Here is a 17,646-nt window from a genome sequence, read left to right as displayed (position 1 = left end):
CCTCAGTGGACCGAGGAAACCACACCCGCCAGGCGTTGCGCTGCCGACTCCGCCTGTTCGTGACTGGTGGCCTCGACCATCACTCGCACGAGCTGCTCGGTGCCGGACGGGCGCAGCAGCACGCGGCCGGTGTCGCCCAGCTCGGCCTCGACGGCGGCGACGGCCTCGCTGACCGACGACGCCTTGGCGACCGCGGCCTTGTCGGAGACCTTCACGTTGATCAGGACCTGTGGCAGGCGGCGCATCACCCCGGCGAGGTCGGCGAGCGACTTGCCGGTCTCGGCCATGCGGGCCATCAGGCGCAGGGCGGTGAGCAGGCCGTCGCCGGTGGTGGCGTGCGCGGGCAGCACGACATGGCCCGACTGCTCGCCCCCGAGCGAGTAACCGCCGGCCTTGAGGTCCTGCAGCACGTACCGGTCGCCGACGGCGGTGGTGCGCAGCTGGATCTTGGCTTCCTTCATGGCGATGTGCAGGCCGAGGTTGCTCATCACGGTCGCGACGAGCGTGTCCTCGTACAGCTCGCCCGCGTCGCGCATCGCGAGTGCGAGTACCGCGAGGATCTGGTCGCCGTCGACGGGGGTGCCGTCGGCGTCCACGGCCAGGCAGCGGTCGGCGTCACCGTCGTGCGCGATGCCGAGGTCGGCGCCGTGCTCGCGGACCGCGGCGGCCACGACGTCGATGTGGGTGGAACCACACCCGTCGTTGATGTTGAGGCCGTCCGGAGTCGCGTTGATCGCGATGACCTCGGCGCCGGCGCGGCGGTACGCGTCCGGTGCGGCCACCGACGCGGCACCGTTCGCGCAGTCCACCACGACCTTGAGGCCGTCGAGGCGGTGCGGCGTGACCTTGAGCAGGTGCTCGACGTACTGGATCTCGGCGTCGGGGACGTCGCGCACCCGGCCGATCGCGGCACCGGTGGGGCGGTCGAAACCGGTGCCCATGTGCTGCTCGATCTCGTCCTCGACCTCGTCGGGCAGCTTGTGGCCACCGGCGGCGAAGAGCTTGATCCCGTTGTCCGGCATCGCGTTGTGCGACGCGGAGATCATCACACCGATGTCGGCGCCGAGGGCGGCGACCAGGTGCGCGACGGCGGGCGTCGGCAACGCGCCGACGCGCAGGACGTCCGCGCCGGCCGAGGTGAGGCCGGCGGTGACGGCGGCGTCGAGCATCTCGCTGCTCGCCCTGGGGTCGCGGCCGACGACGGCAACCGGGCGGTGGGAGCGGTCGTGCTCGGCGAGCACGCGTGCCGCTGCTGCGGCGACGGACATCGCGAGCTCAGGGGTGAGATCGGCGTTGGCGAGACCACGCACTCCGTCGGTGCCGAACAGGCGGGCCATGAATCCTCCGATGTGGACACTGCAGGCGGCGGGGACAGACCCGGAAAACCCGGAAGGCCTGGAAACACTGCGGGAGCAGCAGTTCGGAGTGAACTGCTGCTCCCGCAGGTACAGCGATGGGGACGCGCTGGGTGTCCCCGCAGTCACCGCGGAAGAGCAGTGGTCTGACGAACGCAGACCCAGCTCGCCCCGCGATGGAGCATCAACGCTTGGAGTACTGAGGCGCCTTGCGGGCCTTCTTCAGACCGTACTTCTTGCGCTCCTTGACCCTCGGGTCACGGGTGAGGAAGCCGGCCTTCTTCAGCGCCGGGCGGTCCTCGGAGTCGACGGCGATCAGCGCACGCGCGATGGCGAGACGCAGCGCACCGGCCTGGCCGGTGATGCCGCCGCCACGCAGGTTGGCGATCACGTCGAAGGTCTCGGGCTTCTCCGTGGTGACGAGCGGCTCCTTGATGAGCTGCTGGTGCACCTTGTTCGGGAAGTAGGCCTCGAGGGTCTTGCCGTTCAGCGTGAACTTGCCGGTGCCGGGCACCAGGCGGACGCGAACGACGGCCTCCTTGCGGCGGCCGACGGTCTGCGCGAGGTGCGCGGCGCCGTTCAGCGAGGGCGCGACCACCGGCGCGGAGGTCTCCACGACCTCGGCCTCGTCGGCCTCGGCCTCAGGAGCCTCGACGACCTCGGCCTCGACCTCGACGGCCTCGACGGCCTCGGTCTCGTTCTCAGGGGTGGTCACAGGAACTTCCTCGGTGTACTCGTCGCTCACTGGGCGATCTTCTTGATCTCGAAGGCCTGCGGCTGCTGGGCCGCGTGCGGGTGGTTCGGTCCGCTGTAGACCTTGAGCTTGTTCGCGATCTGACGGCCCAGGCGGTTCTTGGGCAGCATGCCCTTGATCGCCTTCTCCACCAGGCGGTCCGGACGGGTGTCCAGGACCTCACCGAAGGACTGCTTGCGCAGACCACCGGGGAAACCCGAGTGGCGGTACTGGAACTCCTGGTCCCGCTTCGAGCCGGTCAGGGCGACCTTGTCAGCGTTGATGATGACCACGAAGTCACCGGTGTCAACGTGAGGGGCGTAGGTCGGCTTGTGCTTGCCGCGCAGCAGCGTCGCGGCCTGGGTGGCGAGCCGGCCGAGCACCACGTCCTGGGCGTCGATCACGTGCCAGGTGCGGGTCACCTCACCGGGCTTCGGGCTGTACGTGCGCACGGATCTACCTCGTCGTCACTTGCGTCTGGGGTCACTGCGGCGGTTGCCCCAGACCGATCTTGGACTGGCCAAGCGGTGGTTCCGAGACAGGCGCGGCACACACGGGCGCCAGCTACCGCACAACAACGTAAGAAGATACCGGATGGGTGGCGCGGGGACCAAAACGGGTCCTCTCCGGGGCCGCCACCTCCGGACATACGCGAGCCCCGGACCACGTGGTTCCGGGGCTCGCGAGGGTCTTGCTCGTACCGCGGGGTCTTACCAGCGGCTGACGTTCTGCTGCTCGGCCTGGCGGTACGCCTCGGCGGCCTGCTGCACCGCGACACCGATGGAGGCGAGAACGCGGTTCAGGTCCTCGGAGGCCTGGTCCCAGCTGGCCTGGGCCTGCTGGTAGGTCTCGCCGGCGGAGCCGTCCCAGCCCGCGAGGGTGGAGGTCACCTTCTGCTTCAGCTGGTCGTTCAGGTCGTCGATCGCCTTGGACGAGGACGTGATCGTCGCCGCCGCGGCCTCGATCTCACCGAAAGTCGCCTTGATCATTGCTTAATCTCCCCTTGAAAAGTCGAAAGTGTGACTGTCGGTTGTGATCAGAGACGGTTCGCGATCGAGCCGACCGAGGACTCCTGCTCTTCCTCGTTGCGGGCGTAGACGTCCGCCGTGCTCGCGATCTGCTCCTGAATGGCCTGCAGGGCGCGGTCGAGCTTGACCACGTCCTCGTCCATGCGCGTCATCAGCGACTGGAACGCGGTGGCGGCGTTGCCGGACCAGCCGGAGGCCACACCGGACGCCGCGTCGCGGACGGTCCGAGCCTGTCCCTGAATCTGCTCGCTGATCGTGCCGATGTGCTTCGCCAACGCGTCGAGATCGGCGGTGGTTACCTCAAAGCCAGCCATGGAGATGCCCCCTGCTCTAGAACTTCAGGTCGTACTTCTTGGTTCGTACGCCTCTTCCGACGAGGACCATGCCACGTCGGTTCCACCGTGTCGCGACTTCTTTCGAAGTAGTTGCGCTAGTAAACGGCTCCGGGTGAAACCAGACGTCAGTAGAGGATTCGCGACTGCGAAAAGTCCTCGTCATCGTCACTCACACGGGGAAGCTGTCCACTCGGACCGGCGACGGCGGCAGAACCCAGCGTGGCCACCGGCTTCGTCTCAACTGGCGCGGGAGCGGTCAGCTCCGCGGCATCCGGCACCTGTTCGACGGCCAGTCCGCGGTCGTGCCGGAACCCGGTGGCTGCCTCCCGGACCTCGCCCGACGTGGGCCGGGCACCGGGCTCGACCTTGCGCGCACGTGCCTGAGCGGCCAGATCGCGGGTGCGTTCCCGCAGCTCGGCGTTGCGTTCCCCGATCTCACCGGAGGCACGGCGGGCACGCGTGACAGCGGCTCCCACCTCGGCGCGGAACCTGGCGAGAACCTCGGTGGCGGACATCGACGACTCCCCTGACGTTGCCTAAGACTTGATCACCAACGACCGGACGACCTGCTCGCAGGCCGCCCGAACCTGGTCCTGAGTGGCCGTGGTCGCCTGGCAGCCCACGCTCACCTGCACCTCGCCGGCGAACTGGATGTACCAGTCGACGCCGGTCGCGCCGACCACTTCGCGATAGTGAACAACAGACTTCCCCGCAAATGTCGCGTTGTCGGTGAAGTCGGCGACTTTGTCACCGTTGCCCTTGCGCTCCTGGTACTTGTCCCGCAGCTCCGAGAGGGCGCGAACGCGGTCCTTGCCGCTGTCGTAAAGAAGAGTTTGCTCCTGCACAGCAATACGCGCCTCCGGCGATTTGCCATCGGAATTCTTTCGCTCGACCGGTTGCAAAAGCACCTGGCGATCCGGAGCGGCGCCGCCCGTCTGCTCCCACCCGTCCGGCCGCGTGAACATGTAGTCGTACACCGCGATCTGATTGGCCGGCGGATTCTGTTGCTGCTCCGTTTTCGCGGGGTTCAACCAGCGGTAGGCCCCGAAACCGGCCGCGGCGAGCGCCACGACGACGCCGATCGTGATGAACAGCGGCGCCCTGCTCTTCTTCCCGGGCTGCGGCGGGGCCACGGGGAACGAGGACGGGAACTGTCCCGCGGGCGGCGGGGTGATCCGGCGGGTGATCTTGCGAGTGGTGTCCTCCGTCACCCGGAGGTTGTGGGTGACGTCACCCGGAGCGCCCTTGGGCGGCCCGTGCTGCTGGGCCACCCCGCCGGTCCGTTCCGGATCGAGGCTGACCGCCCGCAGCGCGCCGCGGGCCACCACCGTCTCCGGCTGGTCGATGCTCGTGGGCACCACGCGGGTGTGTTCGTGCACCAGTCGCGCGACGAGCGGAATCCGGCTCGACCCGCCGACCAGGAACACCCCGGCCAGCTGCTGGGGCGCGAGACCCGCGTCGCGGACGGTGGCGCCCACCAGCGCGGCGGCCCTGCTGAGCGGTGACGTGATCAGCTGTTCGAGGTCCGAGCGCGTCACGTGCGCGTCGGGGAACGGCGGCGGCATCGGCACGTCGGTGTAGGCGTGCCGGGACAACGTCTCCTTGGCACCCCGCACGTCCTGCCGCAGCACCCGCCGCTTGCGCCGGTCGGCCATCTCACGGCCCTCGACGAGCTGCCGCCACGCCTCGGGGTCCTTGGCCCCCACCATGCTGCCGACGTGCTCCAGCAACGCCTGGTCGACGTCCGCGCCGCCGAAGCTCGGGTCGCCCTTGGCCGACAGCACCCGGAAGCTCTTGCCGGTGCGCGCCACCACACTGGCGTCGACCGTTCCGCCGCCGAGGTCGAGCACGGCGAGCGCGGCACCGTCCGGAACGGAGTGACTGGCGGAGTGGAAGACCGCGGCCGCGACGGGCTCCGGCACCAGCACGAGCTGACGACCGAGGCCACGCGCCGCCTGGAGCAGCACGCGGGTCCGCACGGTTCCCCAGTCCGCGGGATGAGTGAGGACGAGGAGGTCGACCGGCGCACCGCCACCAACGCGCCGTGCTTCTCCCACGGCCCGTGTGAGCACCGCGCGCACGACATCCACAACGGGCAGAACAGTGCTTCCCAGCAGCAGCTCGCCCTCATCGACGCGGCGCTTCGGGTGCGGCTCGTAGCGTGCGGGGTCGACGGCGGCCTGACGCTCAGCCTCCTGACCGACGAACAACGTCCCGTCGGCGGCGGCGAACACGGCGGACGGCACCAGCGGCTGGCCGTCGAACACGACGACCTGCGGCTCCCGGCCGTGGGCCGAGACGGCGACGCAGGTGCTGGACGTGCCGAAGTCGACCGCGACGTGCAGGCTCATGCACCTTCCCCTCTTCCGCGCACATGCTTACCCGATGAGGCACGCCTGGACGACAGGGATGGCAAAGGTCGTTCACTCGAGCGCCCGGCGATCACGCCCTCCGGCGGGCCTCGGTCAGCGCGGCCCGCAGCCGTTCCCCGGCCGCGGCGTCACCCGCGTCCGCGTAGTTCTCCAGCGCACCGGCCGCCAGGTCGATCACCGTCTCGACCAGGCCGAGGGCGAGGTTCGCCTCCGCCACGGCCGCGAGCGCACGCACGGTCCCACGCCGTTCGCCCAGTCCCTCGAAGACGTTCAGCGCCTTCTCGGCCCTCGCCAGCGCCGCACCCGCGTCACCCAGCGCGAGGTCGACCTGGGACACCAGGACCGCGCAGTAGGCGGCACCGCGGTCCTCGCCGGCGACGGTCATCAGGTCGAGCGCCTCACGGCTCGCCGCGCTCGCGCGGTCGAGATCACCGTGGTCCAGTGCGCTCGACGCGATGCGGTGGAGCATCAGGCCGAGCTCGTTGCGGTCACCGATCTCGCGGCTGAGCGCCAGGGCCTCGTCCATGACGCGCATCGAGTCGGCGTGCCGGCCTTCGGTCGCGAGCATCGTGCCGAACTCGCGCAGGGAGCTCAGGTAGGTGAGCTGCTCACCGCTGTGCCTGGCGGCCGCCACCGCGCGTTCGGCGAGCGCGAGCTGCGGCTGTCCGGTGTGGAGCATCGTGTAGTACGCCAGAGCACCCAGGCTGACCGCGAGCTCGGCGTGGGCGTCCAGGGCCTCGAACGCCTCCACGCAGCGCGCGTAGTCGGCGAGCACCTGGTCGTTGACGCCTCTGGTGACGACGTGGCCGGTCAGCTGGAAGTGCGAGCGCCAGGCGATCAGCTCCTCGCCCCGGGCGAGCGCCGCGTCCCTGATGAGCCCGTAGAGCTGCAGGATCCGTTCGTGGGAGTGGTAGATGTCGAGGTAGACGAACGCGCGGTGCGCCAGGTTGTCGGCCTCGTCGACCCACCGGTGGTCGAGGCACTGGGTGATCGCCCGGTCGATGTTGACCATCTCCGCGAGCAGCCACTTCTCCCGGGAGGAGGTGAGGTGTTCGATCTCGGCGCGGTCCAGCGCGGCGGACGGCCGGATGGGACGCCGAGGGGTGTCGTCCCCGCCGAACCAGTCCTGCGCCGCCTCCTCCGCGAGGGTCAGCAGCACCTCGACGTACTCGCGCAGGGCAGCGGTCACCACCTCGCGGTCTTCCTGCCGAACGAGTTCGGCCGCGTACACGGCGAGCAGGTCGTGCATGCGGTAGCGCGGCTCGCCTGTCACGTCGAGACCGACCTCGTCGAGGAGGTTGGCCTCCACCAGCCGTTCGACGAGCCGTTCGCCGTCGCCACCCGCGAGCACGCCCACCGTCCAGGACGCGACGTCGGTCGCGCCGAGCAGGCCGAGCCGGCGGAACGCGGTCGCCGCGTCGGAGGGCAGGGCCTCGTAGCTCGGCCCGAACGTCGCCCTGACCTCCAGGTCTCCCGTGGCGAGCTCGTCGAGCCGGCGCCGTTCGTCGGACAGGCGCCTGGCCAGTGACCCCAGCGGCAGGGACTCGCGAGCGGCGAGCCGGGCACCGACGACCCGCAGCGCGAGCGGCAGCCCGCCGCACGCGTCGACGATGGCGGTGACGGCCGCCCGGTCCGTCGCGACCCGCGTCTCACCGATGGCACCCGCCAGCAACGACACCCCGTCCGCGCTGCTCAACGGCGGCAACCGCAGGCCGTGGGCGCCGTCGATCTGAACCAGTCGCTGCCGGCTGCTGATCAGCACCGCGCAGCCCGCCGTGCCCGGCAACAGCGGTCTGACCTGTTCCGGTCCCGCGGCGTCGTCCAGCACGACCAGCATCGCGCGGTCCGCCAGCTGGGCGCGGAAGGCCGCGGTGCGGGCCTCCAGGCCGTCGGGCATGCCCGTGACCGACACGTCCAGCGCGACCAGCAGCTCACCAAGCACCTCCGCGGGATCGCGCGGGGTGGCGCCGGCGCCGTTGAGCCGGACGAAGAGCTGGCCGTCGGGGAAACGGTCGCGCAGCCGGTGCGCGGCCCTGATCGTGAACGCGCTCTTGCCCGCGCCGGGAGCGCCGCTCAGGACGACGACCGGCACGCCACCGCCCGGCGCAAGCTTCGTCTCCACCTCCCGCAGCAGCTGCTCACGACCGACGAACGTCGCCGTGTCGGGCGGCAGCTGGCAGATCACCTTGCGCGGCGGGGCCTCGGTGTCACCGTTGAGCAGCGCGAGGTGCAGCCGGCGCAGCTCCGGTGAAGGGTCGACGCCCAGCTCGTCGGCCAGCAACGCGGTGATCTCGCGGTAGCTCTCGAGCGCCTCCGCCTGCCGGCCCGCGCGGGACAACGCCGACATCCGCTGCGCCCAGAACCGCTCGCGCAACGGGTGTTGCCCGGTGAGCGCGGTCAGTTCGGCGACGAGCTCACCGGCGAGCCCGCGGTCGAGATCGGCGTCGATCCGGCGCTCCAGCGCAGCGAGGCGTTCGTCTTCGAGGGGCGGGACGTCGTCGCGGTGCACCGAGTCCGACACGACGTCCGCCAGCGCCGGGCCGCGCCACAGCCGGGTGGCGGCCGCGAAGTCCCCTGCCCGCACCAGTTCGCGGAACCGCAGCAGGTCCAGCTCGTCCGGCCGCACCTCGGCCAGGTAGCCACCGGGTGCGGTGCGCACGCGGTTGGCCGCGCCGAGAGCCTGACGCAGCCGCAGCACGGTCATCTGCAACGTCTTGTGCGCACGGTCGACAGTCGTTCGTTCGCCTTCCCACAACCGCTCTACCAACTCGTCCACCGACATGAACCTGTTGGGACGCAACAACAAAGTGGCCAGCAATACACGGCCGCGTCCTGCTGGGACGGTCACCGGCGCGCCGTCGAGCAGCACTTCGAGAGGACCGAGCACCCGGAACTCGACGCGCATGATCCCCCTTCCGCCGATGATCGTCGCGTACCCGCACGAGTCTGCCCAAGACCCGGCTGGTTCAGCACGCCGAAAACGCTTCCCGGGGTTGCCCGGACGTCTCACGTGCAGGCACTCGGCGCAGCGGATCCCCGCAGGAACCCGAACTAGGAAAGTTCCGCTATCCGCGCACGCAGCCTCGCCGCTGCGGCCTCGTTGCCCAGCTCCTCCCTGATGAGCAACGCCTCCTTCAACGCGGCCACGGCGTCTTCCGACCGTCCCGCCCGCTCGTGCGCGGTGGCGAGGTTCTCCAGCGTCACGGTCATCACGTCGTACGAAAGCTGACTGCCCGGCAGGGCGAGCACCCGCTGGAACGTCGCCACGGCCTCGGCGAGGTGGCCGCGTTCCAGGTGCAGCAGGCCTCGGGTGTCCAAAGTGGAGGCCACGAGTTCGGTCATGCCCGCCTCGACGACGGCGGCGTGGGCCTCGTCGTTCACGGCCAGTGCGGTGTCGAAGTCCTTCAGCGCCACCAGGGTCATCGCGTAGTTGTTCAGCGCGGTGGCCAGACCTGAGGGCGAGCCCTGTTCGCGGCGCTTCGCCACGGCGCGTTCGTGCAGGGCCTTCGCCGACTCCAGGTCGCCGCTCAACGCGTGGTTGATCGCCCACTGGTCCAGGGTGACCGCTATGCCGTGCAGGTGGTCGATCTCCTCACGCACCCGCAACGCCTCCGAGTAGGCCCCGGAGGCCTCGGTGTGGGCGCCCAGCGAGGAGTACGCGTTGCCGAGCGAGTGCAGGGTGACGCCCTCGGCGTACCTGTCACCGCTCGCACGGGCCGCGGCGAGGGCGACGTGGTACAGCTCGATGCGTTCGGACGGGCGCTGGCGCAGGTGGAGGTAGCCGAACATGACCGTCGCGAGCTGCCAGGCGTGCTGGTGCAGGCCGTGGTCGCTCGCGAGGCGGACGGCGGCGAGCAGGTTCTCGTGCTCGGTCTCGCACCACGCCGCCGCGATCGCCCGGTCCTCGAACAGCACCGGCTGCACCTCGGCGGAGAGCGGGCACAGCTCGATCTCCGGCCGGCCGCGGCGCAACAGCCTGTCGGCGCTGTCCACCGAGTGCAGGTAGAACTCGAGCAACCGTCGCACGGCCGCGGGATCGTGCTCCTCCAACGAGCACGAGTACGCGCGCAGCAGGTCGTGGAACGCGTACCTGCCCGGCGTGTGTTCGGTGGTGAGGTGCATGCGCGTCAACGTCTGCAGCGAGCGGCGCACGTCGGCTCGGCGGCGGCCGTCGAGCGCGGTGGCGGCGTCCAGCGAGATGTCGGAGCCGGTGGTGAGGCCGGACAACCGGAACAGGCGCGCGGTGTCGTCGTCGAGCACGCGGTAGGACGTCGCGAAGACCGCCTCGACGTGGGTCATCGGGCCGCCGGCGGTGGTGAGCTCGTCGACGAGCGCCCGCAGGGTGAGGCCGGGGTCGCCGGCCGCTCGGGACGCGGCGACGGCGAGTGCGAGCGGCAGGCCACCGCAGAACGCGACCAGGTCGTTCACCGCGTCCGGTTCTGCTGTCACACGTTCCGCGCCGAGGCGAGCGGTGAGGAGCGCGACGGCGTCCTCGTCGCCCAGGACGTCGAGCGTCACCGGCACGGCGCCCTCGCGGACGACGAGCCCGGTGAACCGGTTGCGGCTGGTGATCACCGCCAGGCAGCCGCGGCCGGCGGGCAGCAGCGGGCGGACCTGTTCCACGTCGCGGGCGTTGTCGAGCAGCACCAGCACGCGCCGGTCCGCCACCACGCTGCGGTAGAGCGCGGCACGTTCCGGCAGGTCGACGGGCACCCTGCCGCCGGACACCCCGAACGCGCCGAGGAACCCGGCCAGCACCTCGGCCGGGTCGGCCGGCTCGGCGGACGGGTCGAACCCGCGCAGGTCGGCGTACAGCTGCCCGTCCGGGAAGCGCTCGGCGACCTCGTGCGTCCACCGCACTGCCAGCGCGGTCTTGCCGATGCCCGCCGTGCCGTCGATAGCGGTGATCACCACGGCCGCACCACCCCTTGCGGCCGCGGTCAGCCTGGCCAGTTCGGCGTCCCGCCCGGCGAAGTGCGTGACGGGCACGGGCAGCTGGCGCGGCACGTCCGCCCGCGAGCTCGGGTCGAGCAGCCGCTCGTGCAGCTCGCGCAACGGCTGGCCCGGCTCGACCCCCAGCTCGTCGGCGAGGTGGTCGCGGATGTGCTCGTAGGCCGCGAGCGCCTCCTGCGTCCGGCCCGCGCGGTGCAGCGCCTGCACGAGCTGCGCCCAGAACCCCTCGCGCAGCGGGTGCTCCCTGGTCAGCTCGCGCAGCTCGTCCACCAGCTCGGCACCGCGTCCACGCGCCAGGTCGGCGTCGATGCGCCTGCCGTGCACGACCAGCCGTTCCTCGACGAGCGGCGGCACGTCCTCGCGGTGCAGGTGCGGCGAGTCGACGTTCGACGCCACCGGACCGCGCCAGTGGGCCAGCGCGCCCGCGAACTCGCCCTCGGCGGCGAGGTTGCGGAACAGCGCCAGGTCCAGCCGGTCCGGGTGGACCTCCGCCAGGTAGCCGCCGGTGGTCGTGCGCACGCAGTTGGCGTCCCCCAGCGCGAGCCGCAGCCGCCGTACGACCATCTGAAGCGTCTTGTGCGCACGGTCGACAGTGGGAGGTTCTCCGTCCCACAGCCGTTCGACCAGCTCGTCGACCGACACGAACTGGTTGGGCCGCAACAACAACGTCGCCAGCAGCACCCGTCCGCGACCGGCGGGCACCGGAACGGGCACACCGTCGCGGAGAACCTCCAGCGGACCGAGGACGCGGTACTCGACGTTCATGGCCCCTTCCGTTGTGTGAGCGAAGTGTGAGCGGGCGTTGGGAAAGTGGTCACCAGCCGAGGAAGACAGCGACGAGGTTTCACCTGGGGGGTCGCTGTAATCCGGCGCCGTCGCGGTCCAGGCCTCTGCCACCGCGGCGGCGCCCCGGCTCCTGTCCCAGCTCTGCCAGACGTCTGGCCAACTCCTCAGCTCGCTCATCACCGAGATCACGCCACAGGTCGATCTCGCGTTGCCACGCGACGACAACTTCTTCGTGACGGTCGAGCCCTACCGGGGTCGCACCCCGCATGCTTCGTACTCGGGTCGTCAGGTGCTCGTCGCCGACGGCCGCGGCCAGGACGAACTCGTTGGGATGCCACCAGAAGGTGGCGAGCGGAACGTGACAGCGCCCAGCGGCCCCAGCGACCGGCTCGCCGTCGGGCAGCGCCTCCAGCGGCCCCAGCACGCGGTAGTCGGCTCGCACACGTCCCCCCAGGTCACGGCCAGTTTAGACGCTGCGTGATCGGTGTGTGAGCGAAGTGTGAGCACCGTGGTGCAGAGTTCTTCTCAGCGGTGCTGGTGGCGAAGCTCCTGGGGGGCCACCAGCACCGTTCTTCAGTTGCCGGGCAGGGCGGCGAGCTTGGCCCGCACCTTGTCGGCGTCCGGATGCTGGTGCTGCTCGAAGAACTCCAGCGCCTTGATCCACCAGCGCCGCGCTTCGGTGAGATCTCCCAGGCTGCGGTGCGCGTCGCCGAGCACGTCCTGCGCGGCGGCCCGATCCTCCCCGCCTCCCATCTGCTCGAACCAGCCGAGCGCATCGTGCAGAGTCTCGACCACGCCGGTCGTCTCACCCAGCGCGAGCAGTGCCTTGGACCGGGTCACCGCTGTCACTCCCAGAGATATCGGACTCACCTCACGCGCCCGGTTGATCGCTTCCCACTCGGCGAGGTGGTCAAGCGCCTCGGCGGACTCACCGGCTTCCAGCAGTGCGTTCGCGACCTGATGCAACGCCATGGCAATCCGGTCGGGATCAGCGGCGGGGTCGCTGCGCTGGAGCTCCAACGCGTTCCGCGCGACTTCCAGCGCCTCACGCGGCCGTTCCAGCAACCCGAGCACCCAGGCGACGGCGCTCTGCGCGCGAACCTGCTCCGCGATGTTGCCCAGCTCTTCGAAAGCCCGCCTGCTGCTCTCGAACAGCCCCATGCTCCGCTCGTACTGGGCGAGCCTCGCGTACCCGAGGGCCTGCAGGAACAGGAGCTTCGCAGCCACACGCCGCTCACCTGCACGGGCTGCCGCGTGCGAACCACGTCCCAGCTGCGCGATCCAGTCGCGCCAGATGGCGAACCGATCTACGTAGGGCGCGCCGAACCAGGGCAACTGCCAGGTGTAGCCGTCCAGGCCGCGCTCATCAGCCAGTGCGACCAGAGCGCGGAGCACAGCGCGTTCCGCGTCGAACCAGTCGACGGAGGCCGCCTGGTCCGGAAACGTCTCCGAACTCACCCGCGGATCGGGAAAGCCGTCGAAGCGCCGTTCGCCCCAGTTGTACTCGCGGTCGATCCAGGCGAGCGTGTGAACGTAGTGGTCGAACATCCGCACCTCGGCTTCGGCACGGGACTCGGTCGTCTCGTCCGCCGCCGCGCGATCGGCCGCGTACACCCGCAACAGGTCGTGGCACGTGAACCGGCCGGGCACGTGCTCGACGAGCAGGTTGGCCTGGACCAGCTCCCGCACGTCCTCTTCCGCCGGTGCGCCCACGAGGCTCGTCAACGCCGGCACGCTGACGTCCGGTCCTGGATGGACGGCGATCAGCCTGAACATCCTCGCCGCCGCCGGACTGAGCTGCTGGTACGACCACTGGAAGACGGTCCGCACACTGGTGGCCGCGTCACCGGTGTCCAGCGAGTCGAGCCGCGTTCGTTCGTCCGCCAGCTCCGCGACCAGCGCCGACAGCGGGAGGTCCGGCGTCTCGGCAGCACGTGCCGCCACGATCGCGAGCGCCAGCGGCAGTCCTCCGCACCAGACGACGAGCTCGTCGGCCGCAGCATCCACCCGTGCCTCACCGAGCCGGCTGATGAGCAGCGCACGAGCCTCGTCGCGGTCGAGCACGTCGAACGCGAGCTGTCGCGCGCCCAGGCCTTCCAGACGGTCACGGCTGGTGATCAGCACCAACGACGGTGAGGCGCCCGGCAGCAGCGGGCGGACGTGTTCGGCGTCGCGAGCGTTGTCCAGCACCACCAGCATCCGGCGGTCCGCTACGAGGTCGCGGTACATCGCGCCCTGTGCCTCGACGTCGGCCGGGATGCGCTCCGCGGTGACCCCGAGCGCTTCGAGGAACCGGCTGAGCACCTCGCCCGGCGTCATCGGCTCGCGGTGCCGGTCGAACCCGCGCAGGTTCACGTGCAACTGCCCGTCGGGGAAGCGACCGGCCACGCCGTGCGCCCAGTGCACGGCCAGCATGGTCTTGCCCACTCCTGCCGTGCCCGTGATCGCGGCGACCACCGGCCCGCCACTCACCAGACCGGTCAGCTCGCGCAGCTGGGCGGACCGTCCGACGAAGCGCGGCATGGCCGTCGGCAGCAGCTGGGGCGCCGGTCCGCGCGCCTTCACCGAGCCCGAGAGCACCTGCTGGTGCACCGCCCGCAGTCCTTCGCCGGGATCGATCCCCAACTCGCGCCCGAGCAGGGTGCGGATCTGCTGGTACGCGGTCAGCGCCTCCGCCTGTTGCCCGGACTCGGCCAGCGCGCGCATCAGCCCGGCCCACAACGGCTCGCGGAACGGGTGCCGGTTCGTCAGCGAGCGCAGTTCGGCGACCAGCTCCGGGCCTCGACCGGACGCGAGGTCGGCGTCGATCCGCCGTTCCAGCGCCCCGAGCCACTCCTCGGTGACCAGCGGGACTTCTTGCCGGTGCAACACGTCCGACGAGACGTCCCCCAGCACGGGCCCGCGCACCAACGCCACCGCACCACCGACATCGCCCGACCGCACCAGCGAGCGGAAGCGCAGCAGGTCGAGCTGGTCCGGCTCCACCGCCGCCTGGTAGCCACCCGCCAACGTCCGCACGCAGTCGGCGTCCCCGAGCGCGACCCTCAGCCGTCGCACCACCATGTGCAGCGACCGCCTGGCTCGGTCGGCCTGGGGCGCCGAGCCGTCCCAGACCCGTTCGACCAGGTCGTCGACGGACACGAACTCGTTGGGGCGCAACAACAACGTGGCCAGCAACACCCGGCACCGCCCGGCGGGCACCGGTACGACGGCACCGTCGAGCAGCACCTCCAGCGGCCCGAGGACCCGGTACTCGGCGGTCACCCCTCCCCCTTCCACCGGCACGTGACCGAAGTGTGAGCGTGCTCAGGGAACCTGTACCCGGTCGGTCCAGCCGCAGTTACCTCCCTCTTCACTGTGGCGGGACCGGCCTCTCCACGAGGGACAGCAGCTCGCGCACGTCGTCGGCCTTGGCGAACCCGAGGTCGTCGTACACGGCGAGCGCCGAGAGGTAGTAGCCGCGAGCCGCGTCGGCCGCGCCCAGCTCGCGTTTCATGTCGGCCAGCCGAACGAGGGTGTCGGCCTGGTAGTGGCGGTACGACAACGTTGCCTGCAGCTCGACGGATCTGAGGTAGTTCGCCTCCGCCTCCTCGTAGCGGCCCAGTGCGCGGTAGATGCTGCCGAGCGTGTCGCGGTTCGAGGCGACCACGGTGTCCCGCTCGTCCGGCACCAGCTCCAGGTACATGTCCCTGGCCTGCTCTGCCCGGCGTGCCGCTTCGAGGTGGTCGCCGAGCTCGTGGTGCACGAACGCCAGCGAGGCCGAGACACTCGCCAGCTCGATGCGGTCGCCGCTGCGCAACGCCACGTCCGAGGCGCGCAGCAGCGGGTCGAGCGCGTCGGCGTACCTGCCCTGCCTGCCGAGCAGGTAGGCGAGGCCGCGCAGGTCGTTGGACAGCCCGATGAGGTCGCCCAGCCGTTCGTCCAGCGCGACGGCCGCGCGGAGCTGGTGCTCGGCCTCGTCGAACTCCCGCTCCGGTACGAGGCACGACACCAGGCCCCGGCGTGCGCGGCACTCGCCTTCGAGGTCGCCTGCCCGTTGCGCGGCCGCGACGGCCAGGCGTTGCAGCCGTTCGCCCTCGCGCCAGCGGCCGGTGGCGAGCAGGAAGTGGCGGATCGCCCACACGGTGCGCCACACGTGACCGTCGAAGCCCGCCTCGCCCGCGGCGGCCACCGCGGGACCGAACACCGCGCGTTCCTCCGCGTACCAGCGGTCGGCGTCGGTGCTCGCCTCGAACGTCAGCACGACCGCGCCGGGAGCGGGATCCGGTGTGGTGATGGGCTGGCGCAAGGGGTCGGACTTGGCAGTCGCGGCCAGTGCGGAGTGCATGAGGTGGTCGAAGAACCGTCGTTGGGCGGCCGTTCGCTCGGCGCTCGACAACCGTTGAGCCGCCTCCTCCGCCGCGTACGAACGCATCAGGTCGTGCAGCCGGTAGCGGTCCCTCTGGCACGCGATCAGGCTGTAGCGCACCAGTTCGTCCAACGCCTCGGCCGAGGGTGCCGCCAGCAGACTCGTCGCGGCGGGCTCGGTCACGTCGGGGCCGGGGTGCAGGCCGAGCAGGACGAACAGGCGTGCCGCCGCCGGGCTCAGGCAGCCGAACGTCCACGAGAACACCGCCCGCACGCTCGTCAACGGGTCGTCGGTGTCCAACGCGTCCAACGCGGCGTGTTCGAGCTCCTCCACGAGCATGCCCAACGGGTGCTGGTCGAGCGTCGCCCGTGCCGCCACCACCGCCAGCGCCAGCGGCAGGCCCGCGCACAGCTCCACCAGCCGGGTGGCGGCCTGCGGTTCCGCCGCGATCCGTTCGGCGCCCACCCTGCCGCCGAACAACACCATCGACTCGTCCGGGTCCAGCACGTCCAGTGGGAACACGCGGTGCTGGGCGGCCAGCCCGCGCAAACGGTTGCGGGACGTGATCACGGCCAGGCTCTGCGACCCGCCGGGCAGCAGCGGCCACACCTGCGCCACGTCACGGACGTTGTCGAGCAGCACCAGCACTCGCCGCCGGGACAACAGGGAGCGGTAACTGCTCAGCATGTCCTCGGTGCCGACCGGGATCTCGTCCGCGGGCACGCCGAGGGCCAGCATGAAGTCGCGGGCCGTGCTGATCGGGTTCACCGGCGCACCGGTCGGGTCGAACCCGCGCAGGTCGCTGTAGAGCTGACCGTCCGGGAACCGGTTCGCGACCCGGTGCGACCACTGCACCGCGAGCGACGTCTTGCCGATGCCACCGCTGCCGCTGATCACCGTGACCAACCGTCCGGAGGCGAGCACGGTGTCGAGCCTGTCGAGCTCCGGCTCCCTGCCGACGAAGTGCGGCAACGCGGTCGGCAACTGCCTCGGCACGTGGTGCGGCTGCGGCAACGGCGGCGCGGCGGGCACGTCTCCCGCCAGCACCTGCTGCTGCGCCTCCCGCACCCGTGAACCCGGCGGGACACCGAGCTGATCGGCCAGGACCGCCACGACCTCCTGGTGGGCGGCCAGCGCGTCCGCCTGCTGACCGCTGCGGTGCAGGGCCAGCATCAGCTGCGCCCAGAACACCTCCCGCAGCGGGTGCTGGGTGGTGAGCGCCCTCAGTTCGGGCACGAGCTCCGCGGCGACACCCCGGGCCAGGTCGGTGTCGATCCGCCGTTCCAGCGCGTCCAGCCGTTCCTCGGTCAGCGCGGGCACGAAGTCGCGGTGCAGCGACTCCGACGAGACGTTCGCGAGCACCGGCCCGCGCCACAACGCCGTCGCCTCGGTGTGCTCGCCGGCCGCGACGTGAGCGCGGAACCGCAGCAGGTCCAGCTGGCCGGGTTCGACGACGGCCGCGTAACCACCGGGACGCGTGTGCACGCAGCTCGCCTCACCGAGCGCCCGCCGCAACCGGGTCACGATCATGTGCAGCGTCTTGCCCGCGCGATCGGCGCTGGGCGGCGTTCCGTCCCACAGCCGTTCGACGATCTCGCCGGTCGAGACAGGCTCGTTGGCGCGCAACAGGAGTGTGGCGAGCAACACGCGGCACCGACCGGCGGGGACGCTGACCGGAACTCCGTCGAGCAGGACCTCGAGCGGTCCCAGCACGCGGTACTCGACTCGCACGTCGC

The 17,646-nt window shown here is 70.9% G+C and carries 12 protein-coding genes; all 12 read right to left on the bottom strand.

What is annotated here, in order from left to right; genetic code table 11:
* Positions 1-2: 2 nt before the first annotated feature.
* The 12 genes from glmM to AOM45_RS43690 all read right to left on the bottom strand — a co-directional run bounded on the left by glmM (position 3) and on the right by AOM45_RS43690 (position 17,641).
* Positions 3-1,337, bottom strand: a complete 1,335-nt coding sequence (gene glmM, locus AOM45_RS43745; RefSeq protein WP_030472011.1) for a phosphoglucosamine mutase — start codon at positions 1,335-1,337, stop codon at positions 3-5.
* A 202-nt stretch (positions 1,338-1,539) separates the two neighbouring features.
* The gene (rpsI, locus tag AOM45_RS43740) at positions 1,540-1,971 is read right to left on the bottom strand and encodes a 30S ribosomal protein S9 (protein WP_236704048.1); all 432 of its coding nucleotides are present in this window, start codon (positions 1,969-1,971) and stop codon (positions 1,540-1,542) included.
* A gap of 125 nt (positions 1,972-2,096) precedes the next feature.
* Positions 2,097-2,540 carry a 50S ribosomal protein L13 gene (gene rplM, locus AOM45_RS43735; protein WP_030472013.1) on the bottom strand — a complete coding sequence of 148 codons (444 nt, stop codon included), beginning with the start codon at positions 2,538-2,540 and terminating at the stop codon, positions 2,097-2,099.
* Positions 2,541-2,798: 258 nt separating this feature from the next.
* Positions 2,799-3,077, bottom strand: a complete 279-nt coding sequence (locus AOM45_RS43730) for a WXG100 family type VII secretion target (RefSeq protein WP_030472014.1) — start codon at positions 3,075-3,077, stop codon at positions 2,799-2,801.
* 47 nt (positions 3,078-3,124) lie between these two features.
* Positions 3,125-3,430 (bottom strand): WXG100 family type VII secretion target, encoded by a 306-nt coding sequence (locus AOM45_RS43725; RefSeq protein WP_051784449.1) that lies wholly within the window; start codon positions 3,428-3,430, stop codon positions 3,125-3,127.
* A 146-nt stretch (positions 3,431-3,576) separates the two neighbouring features.
* Positions 3,577-3,966, bottom strand: a complete 390-nt coding sequence (locus AOM45_RS43720; RefSeq protein ID WP_035912930.1) for a hypothetical protein — start codon at positions 3,964-3,966, stop codon at positions 3,577-3,579.
* 21 nt (positions 3,967-3,987) lie between these two features.
* Positions 3,988-5,802 carry a type VII secretion-associated protein gene (locus AOM45_RS43715; RefSeq protein WP_030472017.1) on the bottom strand — a complete coding sequence of 605 codons (1,815 nt, stop codon included), beginning with the start codon at positions 5,800-5,802 and terminating at the stop codon, positions 3,988-3,990.
* Between the two features lie 91 nt (positions 5,803-5,893).
* Complete coding sequence (locus AOM45_RS43710) at positions 5,894-8,728, bottom strand: AfsR/SARP family transcriptional regulator (protein ID WP_051784450.1); 2,835 nt, start codon at positions 8,726-8,728, stop codon at positions 5,894-5,896.
* 146 nt (positions 8,729-8,874) lie between these two features.
* Positions 8,875-11,541 (bottom strand): AfsR/SARP family transcriptional regulator, encoded by a 2,667-nt coding sequence (locus AOM45_RS43705; protein ID WP_030472019.1) that lies wholly within the window; start codon positions 11,539-11,541, stop codon positions 8,875-8,877.
* A gap of 79 nt (positions 11,542-11,620) precedes the next feature.
* Positions 11,621-12,004, bottom strand: coding sequence for a hypothetical protein (locus tag AOM45_RS52055; protein ID WP_162185738.1), 384 nt, complete (start codon positions 12,002-12,004; stop codon positions 11,621-11,623).
* A 131-nt stretch (positions 12,005-12,135) separates the two neighbouring features.
* Positions 12,136-14,826: an AfsR/SARP family transcriptional regulator gene (locus tag AOM45_RS43695; RefSeq protein ID WP_030472021.1), complete on the bottom strand. Its 2,691-nt coding sequence runs from the start codon at positions 14,824-14,826 to the stop codon at positions 12,136-12,138.
* Between the two features lie 88 nt (positions 14,827-14,914).
* Positions 14,915-17,641, bottom strand: coding sequence for an AfsR/SARP family transcriptional regulator (locus AOM45_RS43690; RefSeq protein ID WP_051784451.1), 2,727 nt, complete (start codon positions 17,639-17,641; stop codon positions 14,915-14,917).
* Positions 17,642-17,646 lie beyond the last annotated feature (5 nt).

Source organism: Lentzea aerocolonigenes (genome assembly GCF_000974445.1).
GTDB lineage: Bacteria > Actinomycetota > Actinomycetes > Mycobacteriales > Pseudonocardiaceae > Lentzea > Lentzea aerocolonigenes.
This window is presented reverse-complemented; position numbering and strand designations above follow the sequence as displayed.